21 protein-coding genes are annotated in these 18613 nt (G+C 69.2%); 14 read left to right on the top strand and 7 right to left on the bottom strand.

The features are described from left to right. Positions 1-109 precede the first annotated feature (109 nt). Together ACIBO2_RS20810 and ACIBO2_RS20805 are read left to right on the top strand one after the other, a co-directional pair. The gene (locus tag ACIBO2_RS20810) at positions 110-994 is read left to right on the top strand and encodes an ATP-binding cassette domain-containing protein (protein WP_358550170.1); all 885 of its coding nucleotides are present in this window, start codon (positions 110-112) and stop codon (positions 992-994) included. Beyond that, positions 991-1734, top strand: coding sequence for a hypothetical protein (locus ACIBO2_RS20805; protein ID WP_397298474.1), 744 nt, complete (start codon positions 991-993; stop codon positions 1732-1734). Before ACIBO2_RS20810 ends, ACIBO2_RS20805 begins: the two co-directional genes overlap by 4 nt. A gap of 55 nt (positions 1735-1789) precedes the next feature. Here ACIBO2_RS20805 and ACIBO2_RS20800 read toward each other — a convergent pair whose 3' ends face one another. Together ACIBO2_RS20800 and ACIBO2_RS20795 are read right to left on the bottom strand one after the other, a co-directional pair. Further along, positions 1790-2446 carry a response regulator gene (locus ACIBO2_RS20800; protein WP_397298472.1) on the bottom strand — a complete coding sequence of 219 codons (657 nt, stop codon included), beginning with the start codon at positions 2444-2446 and terminating at the stop codon, positions 1790-1792. 97 nt (positions 2447-2543) lie between these two features. After that, positions 2544-3098: a TetR/AcrR family transcriptional regulator gene (locus ACIBO2_RS20795; protein ID WP_397298470.1), complete on the bottom strand. Its 555-nt coding sequence runs from the start codon at positions 3096-3098 to the stop codon at positions 2544-2546. Positions 3099-3202: 104 nt separating this feature from the next. Here ACIBO2_RS20795 and ACIBO2_RS20790 point away from each other — a divergent pair, with 104 nt between their 5' ends. Genes ACIBO2_RS20790 through ACIBO2_RS20775 form a run of 4 tightly spaced genes read left to right on the top strand, consistent with a single transcriptional unit; the run spans position 3203 to position 5959 of the window. Beyond that, the gene (locus ACIBO2_RS20790; protein ID WP_358550162.1) at positions 3203-3850 is read left to right on the top strand and encodes a VC0807 family protein; all 648 of its coding nucleotides are present in this window, start codon (positions 3203-3205) and stop codon (positions 3848-3850) included. A gap of 37 nt (positions 3851-3887) precedes the next feature. Then, the gene (locus ACIBO2_RS20785) at positions 3888-4289 is read left to right on the top strand and encodes an NmrA family NAD(P)-binding protein (RefSeq protein ID WP_358550160.1); all 402 of its coding nucleotides are present in this window, start codon (positions 3888-3890) and stop codon (positions 4287-4289) included. Positions 4290-4340: 51 nt separating this feature from the next. Next, positions 4341-5000, top strand: coding sequence for an RNA polymerase sigma factor (locus ACIBO2_RS20780; RefSeq protein ID WP_397298467.1), 660 nt, complete (start codon positions 4341-4343; stop codon positions 4998-5000). Further along, a complete protein-coding gene (locus tag ACIBO2_RS20775; RefSeq protein WP_358550156.1) occupies positions 5000-5959 on the top strand; it encodes a CU044_5270 family protein in 960 nt (319 codons plus the stop codon). Before ACIBO2_RS20780 ends, ACIBO2_RS20775 begins: the two co-directional genes overlap by 1 nt. Positions 5960-6099: 140 nt before the next feature. Here ACIBO2_RS20775 and ACIBO2_RS20770 read toward each other — a convergent pair whose 3' ends face one another. Beyond that, complete coding sequence (locus ACIBO2_RS20770; RefSeq protein WP_358550154.1) at positions 6100-7029, bottom strand: type II CAAX endopeptidase family protein; 930 nt, start codon at positions 7027-7029, stop codon at positions 6100-6102. A 405-nt stretch (positions 7030-7434) separates the two neighbouring features. On the opposite strand from ACIBO2_RS20770, the gene ACIBO2_RS20765 reads away from it, so the two are divergent. Next, on the top strand, positions 7435-8709 hold the full coding sequence (locus tag ACIBO2_RS20765) for a hypothetical protein (protein WP_397298465.1): 1275 nt from the start codon (positions 7435-7437) through the stop codon (positions 8707-8709). A 40-nt stretch (positions 8710-8749) separates the two neighbouring features. Beyond that, on the top strand, positions 8750-8917 hold the full coding sequence (locus ACIBO2_RS20760) for a hypothetical protein (protein ID WP_358550150.1): 168 nt from the start codon (positions 8750-8752) through the stop codon (positions 8915-8917). 505 nt (positions 8918-9422) lie between these two features. On the opposite strand, the gene ACIBO2_RS20755 is transcribed toward ACIBO2_RS20760, so the two are convergent. Together ACIBO2_RS20755 and ACIBO2_RS20750 are read right to left on the bottom strand one after the other, a co-directional pair. Beyond that, positions 9423-9755, bottom strand: coding sequence for a YnfA family protein (locus ACIBO2_RS20755; protein ID WP_358550149.1), 333 nt, complete (start codon positions 9753-9755; stop codon positions 9423-9425). Next, on the bottom strand, positions 9752-9892 hold the full coding sequence (locus ACIBO2_RS20750; protein WP_358550147.1) for a hypothetical protein: 141 nt from the start codon (positions 9890-9892) through the stop codon (positions 9752-9754). Before ACIBO2_RS20750 ends, ACIBO2_RS20755 begins: the two co-directional genes overlap by 4 nt. A gap of 196 nt (positions 9893-10088) precedes the next feature. Here ACIBO2_RS20750 and ACIBO2_RS20745 point away from each other — a divergent pair, with 196 nt between their 5' ends. The 6 genes from ACIBO2_RS20745 (at position 10089) to ACIBO2_RS20720 (ending at position 14216) form a co-directional block, all read left to right on the top strand. Next, entirely contained in the window at positions 10089-10502 is a 414-nt protein-coding gene (locus ACIBO2_RS20745) for a TOBE domain-containing protein (RefSeq protein ID WP_358550145.1), read from the top strand. A 13-nt stretch (positions 10503-10515) separates the two neighbouring features. Beyond that, positions 10516-11319 carry a molybdate ABC transporter substrate-binding protein gene (modA, locus tag ACIBO2_RS20740; protein WP_397298462.1) on the top strand — a complete coding sequence of 268 codons (804 nt, stop codon included), beginning with the start codon at positions 10516-10518 and terminating at the stop codon, positions 11317-11319. Positions 11320-11325: 6 nt separating this feature from the next. Next, on the top strand, positions 11326-12189 hold the full coding sequence (locus ACIBO2_RS20735; RefSeq protein WP_397298460.1) for an ABC transporter permease: 864 nt from the start codon (positions 11326-11328) through the stop codon (positions 12187-12189). Between the two features lie 28 nt (positions 12190-12217). Next, positions 12218-13249: an ABC transporter ATP-binding protein gene (locus tag ACIBO2_RS20730; protein ID WP_358550141.1), complete on the top strand. Its 1032-nt coding sequence runs from the start codon at positions 12218-12220 to the stop codon at positions 13247-13249. Continuing rightward, positions 13246-13692: a hypothetical protein gene (locus ACIBO2_RS20725; RefSeq protein WP_358550139.1), complete on the top strand. Its 447-nt coding sequence runs from the start codon at positions 13246-13248 to the stop codon at positions 13690-13692. The genes ACIBO2_RS20730 and ACIBO2_RS20725 overlap by 4 nt, the downstream gene beginning before the upstream one ends. A gap of 257 nt (positions 13693-13949) precedes the next feature. Beyond that, entirely contained in the window at positions 13950-14216 is a 267-nt protein-coding gene (locus ACIBO2_RS20720; RefSeq protein ID WP_397298457.1) for an aldehyde dehydrogenase family protein, read from the top strand. On the opposite strand, the gene ACIBO2_RS20715 is transcribed toward ACIBO2_RS20720, so the two are convergent. Next, on the bottom strand, positions 14207-14338 hold the full coding sequence (locus ACIBO2_RS20715) for a hypothetical protein (RefSeq protein WP_358550135.1): 132 nt from the start codon (positions 14336-14338) through the stop codon (positions 14207-14209). The two genes, ACIBO2_RS20720 and ACIBO2_RS20715, sit on opposite strands and share 10 nt — an antisense overlap. 121 nt (positions 14339-14459) lie before the next feature. Continuing rightward, on the bottom strand, positions 14460-18569 hold the full coding sequence (locus tag ACIBO2_RS20710; RefSeq protein WP_397298455.1) for a molybdopterin-dependent oxidoreductase: 4110 nt from the start codon (positions 18567-18569) through the stop codon (positions 14460-14462). Positions 18570-18613: the final 44 nt, after the last annotated feature.

Raw genomic sequence — 18613 nt, 5'->3', positions numbered from 1 at the left:
CGCACGCCGCGACACCTGACGAAAGTAAGGGTCACCCGCTGCCGATCGTGCATGATCCCGGCCATCTCCGGATCCCTATGGTCGAGACCCCTGTCGGCGAAGGAGCCTGATGATCACCCTGCACGGACTGACCAAACGTTACGGCGACAAGACCGCCGTCGACGATCTCACCCTGGAGCTCACCCCCGGCACGGTCACCGGCTTCCTCGGCCCGAACGGCGCCGGAAAGTCGACCACCATGCGCATGATCATGGGCCTGGACTCCCCCACCTCCGGCACCGCCCTGATCGGCGGCCGCCCCTACGCGGACCTCGACCGTCCGCTGTGTACCATCGGCGCCCTGCTGGACGCCAAGGCCGTCCACCCCGCCCGCAGCGGCCGGGACCACCTGCGCGCCATGACCGTGAGCCAGGGCCTGCCTTCATCCAGGGTCGAGGAGGTCCTCGCCCTCACCGGGATGACGCAGGCGGCCAGCCGCCGCGCCGGAACGTACTCCCTGGGCATGAGCCAGCGGCTCGGCATCGCGGGCGCGCTGCTCGGCGATCCCGAGGTGCTGATGCTGGACGAGCCGGTCAACGGCCTCGACCCCGACGGGGTCCGCTGGATCCGCACATTGCTCAGATCGCTGGCCGCCGAGGGCCGTACCGTCTTCGTCTCCTCCCATCTGATGAGCGAGATGGAGCGCACCGCCGACCGGCTGATCGTCCTCGGCAAGGGTCGGCTGATCGCCGACGAGCCCATGGAGCGTCTGATCGCCGGCTCGGAGGTGCGGGTACGCGGACCGCGACTGCGACCGCTGGCCGACGTCCTGCCCGCCGCGCGCTGGACCGGCCCGGACGAGCTGACCGTCAGCGGCCACACCACCGAGCAGATCGGCCGGCAGGCGTACGAGCTGGGGTTGCCGCTGTACGAGTTGCGCGCCGTCGAGTCCTCGCTGGAGGAGTCCTACATGCGGCTGACCGCCGACAGCACCGAGTTCGGAGCCCACGCATGAACGCCCTGACCCGCGCGGCCGCCGCCGAGTGGCTGAAGCTCCGCTCCGTCCGCTCCACCTGGTGGTTCGCCGGCGGCGCGCTCTTGACGATGCTGCTGGTGGCGGTGCTGGAGGCGAAGGACACGGCCGTCTTTCTGCGCAAACAGGGCCTACCGGTAGAGCCGGTGTCGTCGGTCCTCGAAGGACTGGACTGGGTGCAGCTCATCTTCGGATCGCTCGGCATGCTGGCGGTGACCAGCGAGTACGCCACCCGTAGCATCGTGGTGACGCTGGCCTGCACGCCCTCCCGCGCCCGGCTGCTGCTGGCCAAGACGGCCGTCGTGGGCGCCACGATATTCGTCGCCGGCGGGCTCGTCGCCGTCCTCGGCGTGGCGGCCAGCGCGCCGCAGCTGGAGAAGTACTGGGAATTCGACGCCGGACAGGTGACCGGGCGAATCCTGGCCATCGCGGCGTACCTGGCGCTCATCGCCGTGCTGGCTCTCGGACTCGGCACGCTGATCCGCAGATCGGCCGGGGCCATCACAACACTGTTCGCCCTGCTGTACGTGCTCCCGATCGGGCTGCAGGGGCTCGCCACCTCGCTGGGCGCCGAGTTCCTCAACACGCTCGCCGACTACACGCCCGCCCCCATCGGGGAGCGCTTCATCGCGGGGGAGGCGGCATCCGGCCTCGTACTCACCGCGTGGGCCGCGGTGGTGGTCGCCGCTGGGGTGTGGGTGATGCGCAAACGCGACGCTTAAGCGGATCGCGGGGGTACGCCGTGCGAACTCACGATGTTCTGACTGGCTTATCCCGTCAGTCGTGCGGGACCAACCCGGCCTCGTACGCCAGCACGGCCGCCTGGACCCGGTTCTTCAGCCCCAGGCGGCTCAGCACGGCACTCACATACGCCTTGACCGTCCCCTCCACCAAGAACAGCCGCCCGCCGATCTCCGCGTTGGACAACCCGGCGCCGACCAGCGCCAGCACCTCCCGCTCGCGCGGCGTGAGCACCGCGATCCGCTCCTTGGCCGCCGACTGCCGGCTCATCCGGCCGCCACTGACCTGCTGGATCACCCGATGGGCGATCTGCGGCGAGAGGAACGCCGCACCCCCGTGCACGGCCCGTATCGCCGCCATCAGCTCGTACGGATCTCCCGACTTGAGCAGGAAGCCGCTCGCCCCGCCGTCCAGTGCCCTGGAGATGTACTCGTCCTCGGAGAACGTCGTCAGCATCACCACCGCGACATCCGGGGCCGCCCGGCGCAGCTCCGCCGCCGCGCTCAGCCCGTCCAGCAGCGGCATCCGGATATCGAGCAGGGCCACGTCCGGCCGGTGCGTGCGGGCGAGCTCGAGCGCCTCCCGTCCGTTGCCCGCCTCCGCGACCACCTCGATGTCGGGGGCGGCGGCCAGGATGGCTCGCACACCCGCCCGGACGAGGACCTCGTCGTCGGCGAGCAGCACCTTGATCACGCCCCAGACGCTACCGCCGTGTCCCGCCCCACGAATCCGAGTTGCGGCATAGCCGGGATACCGGCAGGCGCGCACTGGTCATCCGCCGAGCGGCAGGTCACTTTCTGAGGCGGAGCAGGCGGTCCACGAGGGTGCGGGCGTGGTCGGGGCCGATGGGGCGGTTGAAGAACATCGCGTGGTAGTAGACCGGCGCGATGATCACTTCCATGAACTCCAGCAGGTCGGTAGAGCCCTCCCCGCGCTTGGCCGCCCGCTCCAGCATGTCCTGCAGTTGGACGGCCCGGTCGGTCAAGTAGGTCTGGTGTTCGTGGGTTCGGGTGCTGATCTGCGCGGCGCGTATGTACAGGGCGCCGAGCGGCCCGGCCACGTCCGCCGCCAGCTGGACCGCGTAGGCCTCCAGGTCGCCGCGCAGCGAGCCCGTGTCGGGCACCGGCGACTCTTGCGACAGCCGTTCCATCACCACGTCGTCGACCAGCGCCTCCAGCGTCCCCCAGCGGCGGTAGACGGTGGCCTGGTGGACGCCCGAACGCTCGGCGATCTGGGGGATCGACAGGCTGTGCCAGTCCTGTTCTGACAGGAGGTCGAGGACCGCTTCGTGGACCTGCTGGCGGATGCGTGCGCTGCGGCCTCCTGGCCTTCGTGCCTGTTGCATGCCTCCACTTTAACGCGAAGTTCCTTGCGTTAGCTCTTCCCAAGGGCTTATCTTGAAGCGAAATCCTTCGCAATAAGGAGCCCAGCTATGGAAAGGACCTGGTCATGAAAGGCGGCTTCGTCAAGACGATCCTGGCCGATGTGGCACCGCCCATCGCCGCGTACTACCTGCTGCGCGCTTTCCACGTGAGCGAGTACACCGCGCTGCTGACCGCCACCGTGGTCGGCCTCGCCCGCACCGCCTACATCGCCCTCCGCGAGCGCAGGCTGGACGGCTTCGCCGCCTTCACCGGCCTGGTCTTCGGCATCGGCCTGGTGCTGGCCTTCTTCACCGGCGACGAGCGCTTCATGCTGGCCATCAAGTCCGTCAGCACGTTCGCGATCGCCGCCGTCCTGACGGCCACCTGCCTGGTCGGCCGGCCCGCCGCGTTCGCGCTGGCCATCCGCTTCGGCGCCGAGGACGAGAAGACGGCGGCCCGCTGGCGGGTGCTGTACCGGGCGGAGCCGACCTTCCGGCGCATCTATCTAGTGATGACCCTGACCTGGGTGATGGCCCTGGTCGCCGAGTCGCTGATCCGCATCCCGCTCATCTACCTGCTCCCCGTGGACGTGATGACCGGGCTGTCGACCGCCCTGCTGGTCGGCACGCTCTGCCTGATCGCCGCCTGGAGCGCCTGGTACGGCAAGCGCGGCGAACTCGCCGCACTCGCCGGGGCCAGTACGGATTCACCGGACAGCTCCGCCCATTCCTGACTGACGCCGCCATCATCGACTACCAAGGAGAGAGTGCATGAGCGATCAAAATGGGCCGATATTAGTCATAGGGGCCACCGGCCAGCAGGGCAGCGGAGCCGTACGAGAACTGCTCGAACGGGGTCGCGCCGTCCACGCGTTCGTCCGCGACACCGACGCGTCAGCCGCCAAGGCGCTGCGCGAGGCGGGGGCCGAGCTCGTTGTCGGCGACCTGGACGACCCGGCGTCGTTACGGGCCGCGATGCGCGGGGTCCATGGGGTCTCCCTCGTGCTGACCATGTTGGAAGGCCGGAAGGTGACCGCCAGGGGCATCGCGGCCGAAGCGCGGCGCGGCAGGTCCGTGGTGGACATCGCCCGGGAGAGCAGCGTCGGCCACATCATGGCCCTGCGGGTCCGCCATGACATTCACCAGCTCACCCCGCTCACCCTCCACAGCTGACGTCCGGGATGTGGATGGGAACCTTTCTCCAGCATCCGGATAAGTACGGCTGTGACCCCCATTCCAGATAAGGAGCCGACCCCGGCGGGCCTGACGCTCCGCATGGCGACACCCGCGGTTTCGGCGGCCTTCGACGCGCCGGACCCGATGGAGGACTCGGCGATCATCGAAGCGTCGCTGCGCGAGCCGGAGCGTTTCGCCGAGTTGTTCAACCGGCATGCCGCCGTACTGCACCGCTACGTCGTCCGGCGGCTCGGTCCAGATCACGCGGAGGACGTGGTGGCCGAGACGTTCACCAGGGCGTTCGAGAAGCGGCGCACGTACGCCTTCGACCGCTCGGACGCCTTGCCGTGGCTGTACGGCATCACCACGAACATCATCGGCACCCACCGCAGGGCAGAGGTACGCGGTTACCGGGCCCTCGCCCGAACCGGCGAGGACCCCGTGGCGGTGGCCTTCGACGAGCGGGTGGCCGCCCGGGTCTCCGCCTCGGCGACCCGGGAACGGCTCGCGGCCGCCCTGGCCAAGCTGGGTCGAGGCGAGCGCGACGTGCTGCTGCTGATCGCCTGGGGTGATCTCAGCTACGAGGAAACGGCGCAGGCGCTGGGTGTGCCCATCGGCACCGTACGGTCCCGGCTGTCCCGCGCCCGCCGCAAGATCGCCTACGCGCTGGGCGGCAGCAACCCGACTGACGTGACCGAGGAGGTCTGATGAACGATCTGGACATGGTCCGCGACCTGCGGTCGCAGGTGCGGCAGAGCGAAGAACGCGATCTCCAGGGCGCCCGGCGGCGGATGCTGGCCTCGATGGCTCAGGAGCGACCGACTCGCCGGCTCCCCCGTATGGCGCTGCGCGTCGCCGCCGTCGGCGTCCTCGGCGTCACGATCGCGGCCGGCGTCACAGTGGTGCAGTCCGTCCGTACGGATGACCAGGGGAAGGGAGGAACCGCCACCGCCCCGGCATGGCTGGCCGCGGCCAACGCGGAGACCCTGGCCAAGCACGCGACAGCGGCGGCGGCCCGCCAGACGGACGTCTACCCGCGAGCCGATCAGTGGGTCTACACCAAGAGGGACTTCTACCGCACACCCAAGATCGCCTCGGCGAACTCGCGGTCCACCGTGGAACTGTGGACCCGGGGGGACGGCAAGGAAAGGGCCATGCGGGAGCAAGGCAGCAAGACGATCACAAGGCGCAAAGGCGGGGAGGATCCCCGCGTACGTTTCGACCCCGCCTACCTACGCTCACTCCCCTTGGATCCGGACGCTCTACTGGAACGCCTGAAAAAGGACACAGCGGAGGTGATCCCTCTGCCCGAGGCGCGGGCGATCTCCCATCAGGTCCTGATGATCCTGCAAGAAGGCGCTCCAGGGGCTCGCCTGCGCGCCGCCTTCTACACCGTCCTGTCGAAATTGGACGGGGTCGGTGTGGAGAAGGTACGCGATCTGCTGGGCAGAGAAGGCTTGGCCATCTACACGGATGACACCGACGAGGGGATTCGCCAGGAAATCATCATCGACCCGAACACCTTCGCCCTGCTCGGGGGGCGCCGCGTCTACATCGGCGGAGCGGATGCGCGGTCCCCGTACGGCAAGCTGCCCAAGGGCGAGGTGGTCCTCTCGGTGGCGCAGGTGGCCGTCGGCATCGTGGACCAGGCGGGGGACGTTCCGTAACCGGGGCGGTGGCCGTCGGCATCGTGGGACCACGCGGAGGACATTCCGTAACCGGGGCGGTGGCGATTCCGAGGCGAAGACGCACAGAGGGCGTGGGACCAGTTCCCGGTCCCACGCCCTCGCCCCCGCGGTGTGGTCGTTCAGCTCTGATGGGTGACCTCCGGCGCGGGTTCCTCGGTCTTGCGGTAGCCGAGACGGCCGCGGGTCGCGACGAGAATGATGATCGCTGCCGTACCGCTCGCCAGCAGGGTGACGTGGGATGTCTGCTGCGCGTTGGCGATCGACGGGAACATGTCCGCGTAGGCGAGCGACATGAAGTTGTTGACGCTGACGTGCAGCACCATGACCAGCGGCAGGCTCTGGCCGGTCCGGTTGAACACCCAGGTGACGATCACGCTGAACAGGCAGGCGAAGGCGATGAACTCGGCGACCGTGAGCCAGGTGACGTTCGGCCACCCGCCCCACTCGCTCAGGAACAGCGGCACGTGCCAGAAGCCCCACAGCGGGCCGAGGATGAGGGTGCCGACCAGCGGACCGAACTTGCGCTGCAGGCGGGGCAGGGCGAAGTCACGCCAGCCGGGCTCTTCCGCCAGACCGGTGGTGACCATCTGGAGCAGCAGACTGGGCAGATAGGCCACCAGCACGGCGACGGGCGGCATGTGGATGTCTTCGTTGGACAGCGCGTAACCGGCGACGATGATGGCGGCGGGAACACCGGCGGCGGCCCCGAGGTACCAGACCCAGCTGACCCGCCACTTCATCATCCGCCCGACCCACCGACGAAGGCCCGCCTTGCCGTCCGCCACCGCGGTCACGATGAACGCGGCGAAGATGGGTCCGAGATAGGCGCCGGGGAGAACACCGGCGAACTGCGTGGTCCCGAGCACCGAGGGGAAGGTGAAATCTAAAACCCCCAGGCCGGTCGCCGAGAGAATGTAGGGCGTCCAGGCGAGCCAGCTCATCAGATTCGCCAGTACGAAGAAACTGAGCAGCGGACGACGACGGATGAAACCCCGTAGCCCTGTCTGACTCGCGTAATGCTCGCTGCCCGGCCGACTGTCGACTGTCATTTCATTTTCTCCTGAGAGATGCGCTTGACTGACAGTGATCAGCACACCAGTCAGGGGCCCTCCCGGTCGCTCCCATGTACGCCCCAATGGGGGTATAGCTAGGGGTACCTATGCCGCTTCACCTGGGCATACAGACGTCCCGGTACACGTCGTCGCAAGCCCGTCCCGGCGATTCGGATCCATGACTCACCCTCCGGGTCCACGCCCACGTGATCTGTCGCGAGCCACGGCCTACGTTGCGGAGTTCACCGTGGCCCACTACTGCTTGCGCCACGATCCTGTCTCGTCTCCACCTCGGCATCGCCCCACTTTGTAATGTCGACAGGTAGGCCGCCCGCGCGTAGCGGTCCGCTCCTCAACGGGACCTACAGCCTTCCTTGATCCGCTCACCGTGAGGACACCCTCATGACCGACGAAGCGGTACCCCCCAATGTCGACCCCGTCGCGCCCGCCACAGCGGCCGACCCTCCGCAAGATGAGCGCCCCTACCTGACGGAGATGTTCGGCCTGGCCAAGCAGCTGGACGGCACCTGGCCGCTCTTCGCCCGGAGCCTGAACCCCGCCACCGACCCGGCACGCCTGCGCGGCCGTTTCCGGGCGGCGGCCGCGTCCACCGCCCGCCGGTCGGTCCAGCGCAGGTTCTTTGAGGGGAACCTGACTCTGTTCGCCGTGCTGTTGGTGCTCGCCGCGGCCTTCACCGTCCTGGTGGCGGTCTTCTCCATCAACTCCTGGCAGGAGTTCATCCAGGCCGTCCTGGGCCCCGCGGTCTTCCTGACGATCTGCGACTGGGCCGAGAAGCGCCGGCATCGCCCGCTCTTCCGCTTCATCGATATGCTGCTCAGCGTGGGGGGACTCGGCTGTTTTCCGGCCGCCCTTTACATCCGCTACGCCAGTGGCCCCGCATGGGCCGTCGACCTGGCGGACCGATGGTGGATGCCGATCCTCCAGGGCATCGGCACCACCTGCGTTGCCCTGGTCCTTATATGGATCCTGGTCAACGCGGCGATGTGGCTGTGGGACCGCGAGTCTCGCATCTCTTTGACCGAACCTCTGTTTGACAAGCTGACGGCCATCCTCGCCCGCACCGAACTCGACCATCGCGGCCGTCTGGCGCCCAATGCCCGTCAGGAGATCCTCACCCTGCTGGCCAAGGCCGCCTTCCTTCTGCGGGCAGGCATCCCGGCCGTCACCCGCAACGGAACTCCTCTGACCAGGGCCGTCGTCCGTGCCCGTGCGATCGAGGCCTCCCAAGCCGTCATCGACCTCCAGCTGTGGATCGCACTGCCCTCCATGACCACCCACGACGACTTCCGCAGGCGCATCGCCGACCTGACCTGCACCATCCTCACGGGCGAATACGACCGGCTCCCCACCCGCAAGACCACCCCCGAAGCTACGCGCCGCACCTGGCACGTCCGCACGATGGATGCCGCCCGGACCCTGATCATCGCCCTGGTCCCCCTTGCCTGTCTTCTCATCACCGACCGGCTGGGTTTCACGCTCCCGTCTCCTCTCGACGGTGGAGCCTTGATCGCCGCACTGGCTTGGGCCATCGTCCTCTTCTTGAGTCTCCTCGACCCGCTTTTCCCCGCCCACCTGGCCGCCGTCCGCGACCTCATCACACTCGTCCCGTTCACCCGAGCCACAGGGAACAACCCAGGCAACCGACCCAGTCTGTGACCGGGTCGTGGGGAGCGCAGACCCTTCGCCCGCTCGCAGGTTGTTCGTCGTCGCCGCCGGCCGCCACCTCGAGACCCGCGTCGAACAAACCGGCACCGACATCCTGTACGGCCTCGTCATCGAGACCTTCGAAGGCGAAGAACGCGCCGAGTTCTATCCGAACGGCATCGGCTTTTACGAACCCTGGGACGGCTTGTACGACACCTGACCACGCGGTTCGCAGGCAAGGGCGGACACCTGGTCAGCGAGACCTCGTCTTGCTCAGATGGTGGTGCGAGTCGGTGGAGGGTGATCCATGGCGGCAACATACTTACGCTCAATTGCAGCAGCAACCTCACGCGCAGGCCGCCCTGCTCGATCCTGATCCTTCAGCCGCCGTCAGCCATCTGGCAGTACGGCGGCTCGACGACTTCCCTGGTCCTCGCCTGGGACGAGGCCCGGGAGACCCTTAAGGCCACGCCTTGCTGCCTTGCGCATCACTGGCAGCGATATCTCTTGCCCGTGAGGCCAACGGAGAACGCGTAGGCGAAGCCTGCGCCTGGGAGGGCGTCCGAGCGCAAGCGAGGTCCTGCAGGGGTCGGGCCGTTGGCCCGACTGGGAGCTACGCCTGAGCTCCCGAAGCGCGAAGCGCCGACTGCGAAGCCCGTTGTGCGCCGCAGGCGCCCCCTGGAAGAACGCCCGGAGCGAAGCGCAGGCCCTTTGCGCCGTGCCGGTCAGCCGCGGGGCGCGTACATGATCACCAGGACGCCCGCCAAACAGATCAGCGAGCCGATGACGTCCCAGAGGTCGGGGCGGAAGCCGTCTGCCACCATGCCCCAGATCAGCGAGCCGGCCACGAACACGCCACCATAGGCGGCCAGGACGCGTCCGAAGTGGGCGTCGGGTTGGAAGGTGGCGACGAAACCGTACAGTCCGAGCGCGATCACGCCCGCGCCGACCCAGATCAGGCCGCGTTGCTCGCGTACGCCTTGCCAGACCAACCAGGCGCCGCCGATCTCGAACAGCGCGGCCAAACCGAACAACAGCAGAGAACGGGCGATCGTCATAGCAGCCATTGCACCAGGCCGGGCCGGAGCAGGTCCGCGCCGGGGCTGGTGAGCATCCGCATCCCGGTCGCCATGAGGACGACCGTGCCGACGGTGTTCTGTTTGGCGGAGGATGGACCGGCAGCGACCGCGGCCATGTCTGTGGTGGCGGGCGTGAGCGTGGCCGGCAGGGCGGCGGCGAGCGCGGACGCGACTGCCCAGCGACGGGAGAACCGAGGTTCGCGAGGCTGCGCTCCGATCTCGTGGATGCCAGGGCAAGGCCGTAAGTCATGCCGCTGCTGCGGTAGAAGACGGGTATTCAGGCTTGAATGTGCGGAAGGTATGGTGAGGCTTGTGACGACGTTTCGGATCAGCGAGGCCGCGGCACTGCTCGGGGTCAGCGCCGACACCGTTCGCCGGTGGGTGGACGCGGGTCGGCTGGGCGCCGAGCGGGATGAGCACGGTCACCGGCGGGTCAACGGCGCCGACCTGGCCGCCTTCGCTCGCTCGCAGATCGAGGAGAGCGACGGCGGTAGTCGCTCCTCGGCGCGTAACCGCTTTCGCGGGATCGTGACCGAGGTGCTCCGCGATGCGGTGATGGCGCAGGTGGAGATCGCCGCCGGGCCGTTTCGGGTGGTTTCGCTGATGAGCCGCCAGGCCGCGGATGAGCTGGGCCTGGAGGTGGGGGTGGTGGCGGTCGCCGTGATCAAGTCCACCAACGTCGTCGTGGAGATTCCCGGTCACGAGCGCGTGGCCAGTTATTTGTGAGGAGCCCTCCTTGGTGTTCAGGCGTCTTTCCCGATGCGCGATCGCCCTGCCCGTCGCGCTCGCGCTGGCGGGCCTGTCCGGTTGCGGCTCCGGTCAACCAGCCACCTCCTCCACAGCATCGGCGTCGGCTTCCGCCGCGGGCGGGGCCAAGGAGGTGACGGTGTTCGCGGCGGCGTCGCTGACCGGGACGTTCACCGAGCTCGGCAAGACCTTCGAGGCCGCGCATCCGGGGACGACGGTGAAGTTCAACTTCGGCTCCAGCGCGACGCTGGCCCAGCAGATCGTTCAGGGAGCGCCGGCGGATGTGTTCGCCGCGGCGAGCCCGGCCACGATGAAGACGGTGACCGACGGGTCGCTGGCGAGTGCGCCGACCACGTTCGTACGTAACAAGCTGGAGATCGCCGTGCCGAAGGACAATCCGGCCAAGGTGGATGAGTTGAAGGACCTGGCCGACAGCAAGGTGAAGGTGGCGTTGTGCGCCGAGCAGGTGCCGTGCGGGGCGGCGGCGGTCAAGGCGCTGGACGCGGCCGGGCTGAAGGTCAAGCCCGTGACGCTGGAGCAGGACGTCAAGGCCACGCTGACCAAGGTCGAGTTGGGTGAGGTGGACGCGGCGCTGGTGTACAAGACCGATGTGATCGCCTCGGCGGGCAAGGCGCAGGGGCTGGAGTTCCCTGAGGCGGACAAGGCGATCAACGACTATCCGATCGCCACGCTGGCCAAGGCTCCGGCCGGTGACCTGGCCAAGCAGTTCGTGGATCTGGTGCTGTCGCCGCAGGGCAAGGACGTGCTGACCAAGGCCGGCTTCGAGGCGCCCTGATCACTCATGAACCCTTCCGTGCCGGAGCAGGTCGACCTGTCGAGCTCGCCACGCGGGCCCGGCGGTCGGCCGACCGTGGGGCGCGAGGTCTCCGGGCGCCTGCCGTGGATGCTGGTCGTGCCCGCCGTCGTGGGTCTGGTCTTCCTCGTACTGCCGCTGGCCGGGCTGCTGATCCGCGCCCCCTGGTCCACGCTGCTGGAGCGGCTGGCCGAGCCGCAGGTGCTGGAGGCGTTGCGGCTGTCGCTGGTGTGCGCCACCATCGCCACCGCCGTGTGCCTGCTGCTCGGGGTGCCGCTGGCCTGGCTGCTGGCCCGGGTGTCGTTTCCCGGGCGGCGGCTGGTCCGGGCCCTGGTCACCGTCCCGCTGGTGCTGCCGCCGGTGGTCGGCGGTGTGGCGCTGCTGCTCGTACTGGGGCGGCGCGGGTTGGTCGGGCAGTGGCTGGAGGCCACGTTCGGCATCACGCTGCCGTTCACCACCGCCGGGGTGATCATCGCCGAGGCGTTCGTGGCGATGCCCTTCCTGGTGATCAGCGTGGAGGGGGCGTTGCGGGGTGCCGACCGGCGTTTCGAGGAGGCCGCGGCCACGCTCGGCGCCTCGCGGTGGATCGTGTTCCGGCGGGTGACGCTGCCGATGGTCATGCCGGGTGTCGTGGCCGGGGCCGTGTTGTGCTGGGCGCGGGCGTTGGGCGAGTTCGGCGCGACGATCACGTTCGCGGGCAACTTCCCCGGCACCACCCGCACCATGCCGCTGGCGGTCTATCTGGCGCTGGAGACCGAGCCGGAGGCGGCCATCGTGCTCAGCCTCGTCCTGCTGGCCGTCTCGGTGATCATCCTGACCAGCCTGCGCGATCGGTGGGTGAGCGCGCCATGACCCTGCGTCGCCGGCGAGTGAGCGCGCCATGACCCTGTACGCCCGGCTGGTGGTCACCCGGCCCGCCTTCACCCTCGATCTCACCCTGGAGGTCGCTCCGGGCGAGGTCGTGGCGCTGCTCGGCCCCAACGGCGCGGGCAAGACCACCGCCCTGCGTGCCCTGGCCGGGCTCACCCGCCTGTCCGACGGGGAGATCGTCCTGCGCGGCAGGCCGCTGCACACCCTGCCCGCCGAGGAACGCCCGATCGGCATGGTCTTCCAGGACTACCTGCTCTTCCCGCACCTGACGGCGCTGGACAACGTCGCGTTCGGGCCGCGCTGCCACGGCGTGCCCAAGGCCGAGGCCCGCCGTACCGCCGCCGCACTGCTGGAACGCGTCGGCCTGGCCGAGCGCGCCACCGCCAAGCCACGGCAGCTGTCCGGCGGCCAGGCTCAGCGGGTGGCGCTGGCGCGGGCGCTGGCCGTACAGCCCGATCTGCTGCTGCTGGATGAGCCGCTGGCCGCGCTCGACGCCCACACCCGGCTGGAGGTCCGTTCCCAGCTGCGCCGCCACCTGGCCGACTTCGACGGCGCGACCGTACTGGTCACCCACGATCCTCTCGACGCGATGGTGCTGGCCGACCGGCTGATCGTGATCGAGAACGGCGCCATCGTCCAGCAGGGCAGTCCGGCGGAGGTCGCCCGCCGCCCCCGTACCGATTATGTGGCCCGCCTGGTCGGGCTCAACCTGTACCGCGGCGTGGCCGACGGATCGCGGGTCAAGGTCGGCGAGCTGCTGCTGTACACCTACGAACACCTCGACGGGCCCGCGTTCGTCGCCTTCCCGCCCTCCGCCGTCGCCCTCTACCGGACCCGCCCGGACGGCAGTCCGCGCAACCTGTGGCAAGCCCGCATCGAGGGCATCGAACGCCACGGCGACAACGTACGCGTACACCTCGACGGCCCCATCATCGCCTTCGCCGACATCACCCCCGCCGCCGTCGCCGACCTCGACCTGACCCCGGGCCAGCAGATCTGGGCCTCGGCCAAGGCCACCGAGACCCACGCCTACCCCGCATGAACCCGCCCGCGCCGGACGACCTGCATGACTGCAACGCCATCTGCCTCGGCGGACCCTGCCACGGCCTGCTCACCCACGTCGACCAGGACATCGGCATCCTGACCATCCCCGTCCCACGCCGCTCACCGGACGGGCCCGAGCAGCGCGCCGGCTACCGCGTCACCCGCGAACGGGTGCGCTACTGGGGCCAGGCCGAGCCGTACATCGCCCTGCACCGGGCCGGCCCGCCCTGCTCCTGGGATGCTCAGCCCCATAACCGGTCGTCGGCGTACACCCTGATGTCGGTGATCTGGCTGATGTGCCGGCCGCCGCACCGATCGCCCGGCATCACCAGGTGCGGCCCCTCGTCGTCGAGCCCCCGGCAGTCCATGCTGACGGCCAGCAGCGCCGAGGTGTGGCCGAAGTCCGGGTCGATCTCGCCCCACGAAAGCACCGCACGATGACCGTCCCGGGCCCAGTACCGAGATCAGGAAACGCAGCCGGTCCTTGCGCTCGCCCGGATCGAACATCGGCTCGGCCGCCCGCAGCACGTCGAGGAGCAGCGGCCCGGAGAAGTAGTGCCGCCGCAGCCCGGAGGTGCGGCATTCGAATCTCACCGTGGTCTCCCGCTGCGGCATCGAGCGGAGCGTCGCGACGCTCAACCAGGCTGGTAGGCGTACATCGCCCAACAGAGCCACCTGGCCGTCCGTTGGAAGATCGGTTGACGTGGGCGGCCGGCACGGTCTGGATCAACTGCTACAACGTCTTCGACGCGGCCCTGCCGTTCGGCGGCTACAAGCAGTCGGGCCGGGGTCGCGAGATGGGCCATGAGGCGCTGGAGGCGTACACCGAGGTCAAGGCGGTCTGCACCCAGCTGCGACCGAGGAACTCCCGGGCTGTTTGGGAAAGGCGGACCCGGGGATCGAGGGGCGGACGCGACGAGTCACACCGGCCGCGCCCGCCCTTCGTGTGCCGGGACTACGGATGAGTCGTGTCGACCCAGGTGAGCACTGTGAACGGGACGGCGCTCGAAGGATGGTGAAGGCTGCCGAAAGTGATCCGGTAGGCGATGTCCTCGGTGTCGCCGGGCGGTCCGAAGGGCACCTGCACGATGCCGACGTCCTGGTGGATACTGCCGCCGGTGGCGCATCTGCATCAGGCGCAGGGCGGCTTCAGCAGCTTGACCAGGAACTCGGTGCGGATGTCGCGGATGGGTGAACGTGAGCCGCCGTCAGTACACATCCCGTACGTAACGCTTGCTCGCGGCCAGCTGCTTGACGTACGCGGTCGCGTCATCAGGAGAGAGGCCGCCATAGCGGGCCGTGATGTCATGCAGCGTCTGGTCGACGTCCTTGGCCATCCGGCCGGCGTCGCCGCACACATATACGTGCGCCCCGTCCTGCAGCCAGGCCCAGAGCTGGGCACCGTGCTCGCGCATGCGGTCCTGAACGTAGACCTTGGCGCGCTGGTCACGGGAGAAGGCCAGGTCGAGACGGGTCAGTAGCCCGTCGTCGTGCATCTGGGTGAGTTCGTCGCGGTAGTAGAAGTCGGTGGCCCGGCGCTGCTCTCCGAAGAAGAGCCAGTTACGGCCGTGGTGGCCGAGGGCGCGGCGTTCGTCGAGGAAGCCGAGGAAGGGGGCGACGCCGGTGCCGGGGCCGATCATCACCATCGGGGCGCCCGGGTCCGAGGGCGGGCGGAAGTGGGTGGTGTGCTGGACGTACACCGGCACCTGGGTCCGCTCCGGGTTGCCGGCCAGGTAGGCCGAGCACGCGCCGCTGCGTGGTCGGCCACGCAGGTTGTCGAAGCGGACTACCGAGATGGTCAGGCGTATCTCGTCAGGGCTGATCAGCGGGCTGGAGGAGATGGAGTACAGGCGCGGCTGGAGCCGTTTGAGCACGCCGATCCATTCCTGGGCGTCGGCGCGTACCGGGAGTTCGGCGATGACGTCGATGGCCTGGCGGCTCCAGGTCCACTTGGCCAGCTCGCCCTTGTTGCCGGGACGCAGCAACCGGGACAGATCGCGGTCACGAGTACGTTCGGCGACGAACTTGAGCAGGCCCGAGGTGATCTTGGTGATGTCCAGATGGCGGTGCAGCGCCTCGCCGAGGGGAAGCGAGCCGAGGCCGGTGAGCTCCACGTTGTCGACCGGGCTGAGACCGGTCACCGCCAGCCATTCCATGACCAGATCGGCGCTGTTGACGGGCATGACGCCGAGCGCGTCCCCGGCCTGGTAGGCCAGCTCGCCGCCGGTGTCGAAGGTGAACTGGCGGACCTCTTTGGCCGAGCCGGGCAGGCTGAGCAGCCGGTTGCCCGACAGCGTCGCGGTGAAGGGGGCCGTCTTGCTGTGGCTCGACGCAGGCGCGGGAGACTCGACAGGTACGGACGGTGCGGCGGGCTTGGTCTCGGTGAGCGAGGCGGGCGTCGTCTCGGTGAGCGTGGTGAGCACCTGGTCGAGCCAGCCCAGCGCGCGTTCCTGGTCGTCGGGCTCGCAATCGGCGCGCGGCGCCAGGCGTACCGCGCCGAGCTCCTCAAAACGCCGGTCGAGCTGGCGTCCGTGACCGCAGAAGTCGTCGTAGCTGGAGTCGCCGAAGGCCAGCACCGCATAGCGCACGCCGTCGAGCCGCGGCGCTCCGGGCTCGGCGAGCGCCTCCCAGAAGGCGGCACCGTTGTCGGGCGCTTCACCGTCGCCGAACGTACTGGAGATGACCAGCAGGTCCGCCGCCGCGGGAAGAGTGGCCGGGGTGCAGTCGGCCATGTCGACGAGCCTGGCCTTGCGGCCCGTGTCGGCCAGGCGGCGAGCGCTGGCGGCGGCGAACTCCTCGGCGTTTCCGGTCTGTGAGGCCCACAGGACGATGAGCTCGCGCACCGGCGCCACAGGCGCCTCCGGTACAAGGGCGGGGGCCGCGACACGAGAGAAGGCGCCGGCCAGCGCACCGTTGATCCACAGAGCATGGCTCGGGTCGATGGGGGCATGGCTCGGCAAGATCGGTACAGCCGTGCCGGCGGGCGGCGCATCGCTCAAACCGGCCAGGAACCCGGCCAGATATTGGCGCTCGTGACCTGCGAGCACCGGCGGGGTCAGCTCGGCCAGCCCGAACAGCCCGGCCAGCGCCGCGACCGGACCCGGCACTGCGGCCGGCTCGGGCACTCGCGAGGGGGCGTCGTCTGTGGCCACCCTGGCCAGAGAGACCGCGCACACCTTCAGCTCGGGCTGGAACGAGATCGGATCCACGGCGTCGCTGGTGACGGCGTTGACGCTGAGGTACTCGCCGAACAGGTCGTTCCAGTGGAACGGCGCGAAGCTGTTGCCCGGCATCACCCGGTCCGTCACGACCGCGGGCAGCACGGCCCGGCCGCGCCGTGAGGAGATGGCCACCAGGTCGCCCTCCCCGATGCCGAGCTCGGCCGCGTCCCGCGGATTGATCTCGACGAACGGGTCCGGGTTGAGCTTGTTCAGCTTGGCGACCTTGCCGGTCTTGGTCAGGGTGTGCCATTGGTGCGCCAACCGACCGGTGTTGAGTACGTACGGGAAGTCATCGTCGGGCAGCTCGGCGGCGGGCAGGTGCGGGCGCGGGAAGAAGACGGCACGACCGTCGGCGGTGGCGAAGGCCAGGCGCGGGCGGCTGCCGTCCTCCCGTACGAGCGGCGCCTGGCTGAGACCGTCGTTGAGATAGCGGATCGGGTTGCGCGCGCCGGAACCGGGCGGGCTCGGCCACTGCACCGGCGTCTCCCGCAACCGCTCGTAGGTGACACCGCGCAGGTCGTAGCCGGTCGCGGGATTGCCCGCCCGCTTGATCTCCTCGAACACCTCCTCCGCGCTCTCATAGGAGAAGCCGTCCTCGAACCCCATCTCGCAGGCGATTCTGGCGATGATCCGCCAATCCGGCAGCGCCTCCCCGACCGGCTCCACGGCCTGCTGGAGCAGGGTGAGGTTGCGTTCGGAGTTGATCATCACGCCTTCGGACTCGGCCCACAGGGCGGCCGGGAGGACGACGTCGGCGTAGGCGTTGGTCTCGGTGGCCGCGAACACGTCCTGGGTGACGACGAACTCGGCGGCCTCCAGGCCGGCGATCACGGTCTTGCGGTTGGCGACGCTGGCGATCGGATTGGTGCAGATGATCCAGCACGCCTTGATCTCGCCCTCGGCCATCCGCGAGAACATCTCGATCGTGCCCTGCCCGACTTCGGTCCGAAGCGTGCCGGGCGCGATCCCCCACAGCTCCTCGACGAACCGGCGATCCTCCTCCACCAGCGCCGACCGTTGTCCGGGGAGGCCGGGCCCCATGTAGCCCATCTCACGCCCACCCATCGCGTTGGGCTGGCCGGTCAGCGAGAACGGACCGCTGCCGGGGCGGCAGATCGCGCCCGTGGCCAGGTGCAGGTTGCACAGCGCGTTGGTGTTCCAGGTGCCGTGAGTGCTCTGGTTGAGCCCCATCGTCCAGCAGCTCATCCACTCGCCGGCTTCGCCGATCCACTGAGCGGCCCGACGCAGGTCGGCCTCGGGTATCCCGGTGATCTCCGCGACCGTGGCGGGCGGATAGTCGAGCAGGAAGCCCGGCATGGCCGCCCAGCCGTTGGTGTGCTCCGCGATGAACTCCTGGTCGATGTGACCGCCCTCGACCAGGAGGTACAGCAGCCCGTTGAGCAGGGCCAGGTCCGTGCCCGGCCGTACCTGTAGGAACAGGTCGGCCTTGTCGGCCGTGGCCGTGCGGCGCGGGTCCACCACGATCAGCTTGGCCCCGGCCTTGACCCGGTCCATCATCCGCAGGAACAGGATGGGGTGGCAGTCGGCCATGTTCGCGCCGATGACGAAGAACACCTCGGCGCGCTCGAAGTCCTCGTACGAGCCGGGCGGGCCGTCCGACCCCAGCGACAGCTTGTAGCCGCTGCCCGCGCTGGCCATGCACAGCCGTGAGTTGGACTCGATCTGGTTGGTGCCGACGAACCCCTTGGCCAGCTTGTTCGCCAGGTATTGGGCTTCCAGCGTCAGCTGCCCGGACACGTAGAACGACAGCGCGTCGGGCCCGTGCTCGTCCAGGATCGCGCGCAGCCGCCGGGCGGTCGCCGTGATCGCCGCGTCGACACCGGCCTCCTCCGGCTCCGCACCCCGATCCGGCCGGACGAGCGCCCGCTCCAGCCGTCCCGGAGCCGCGAGCATCGCCGCGCTGGTGGCTCCCTTCGTACACAGACGCCCGGCGTTGGCCGGGTGGCTCTTGTCCCCCGAGGCCTTGACCACCGCGCCACGCGTTATCTCAAGCACGATGCCGCAGCCGACGCCGCAATAGGAACAGACGGTCTTCACACGCGTGGCCGTGTCGTCGTCCGGGTCTGTCGCCGTCATCGGCCCTCTTCTTCTACAGGGCCTGAACGCTGTCCCGGGCAGTG

This window comes from Nonomuraea sp. NPDC050022, assembly GCF_044460705.1.
Lineage (GTDB): Bacteria > Actinomycetota > Actinomycetes > Streptosporangiales > Streptosporangiaceae > Nonomuraea.
Note: the sequence above shows the minus strand (reverse complement) of the source record. Positions and strands in the feature narration are given on the sequence as shown.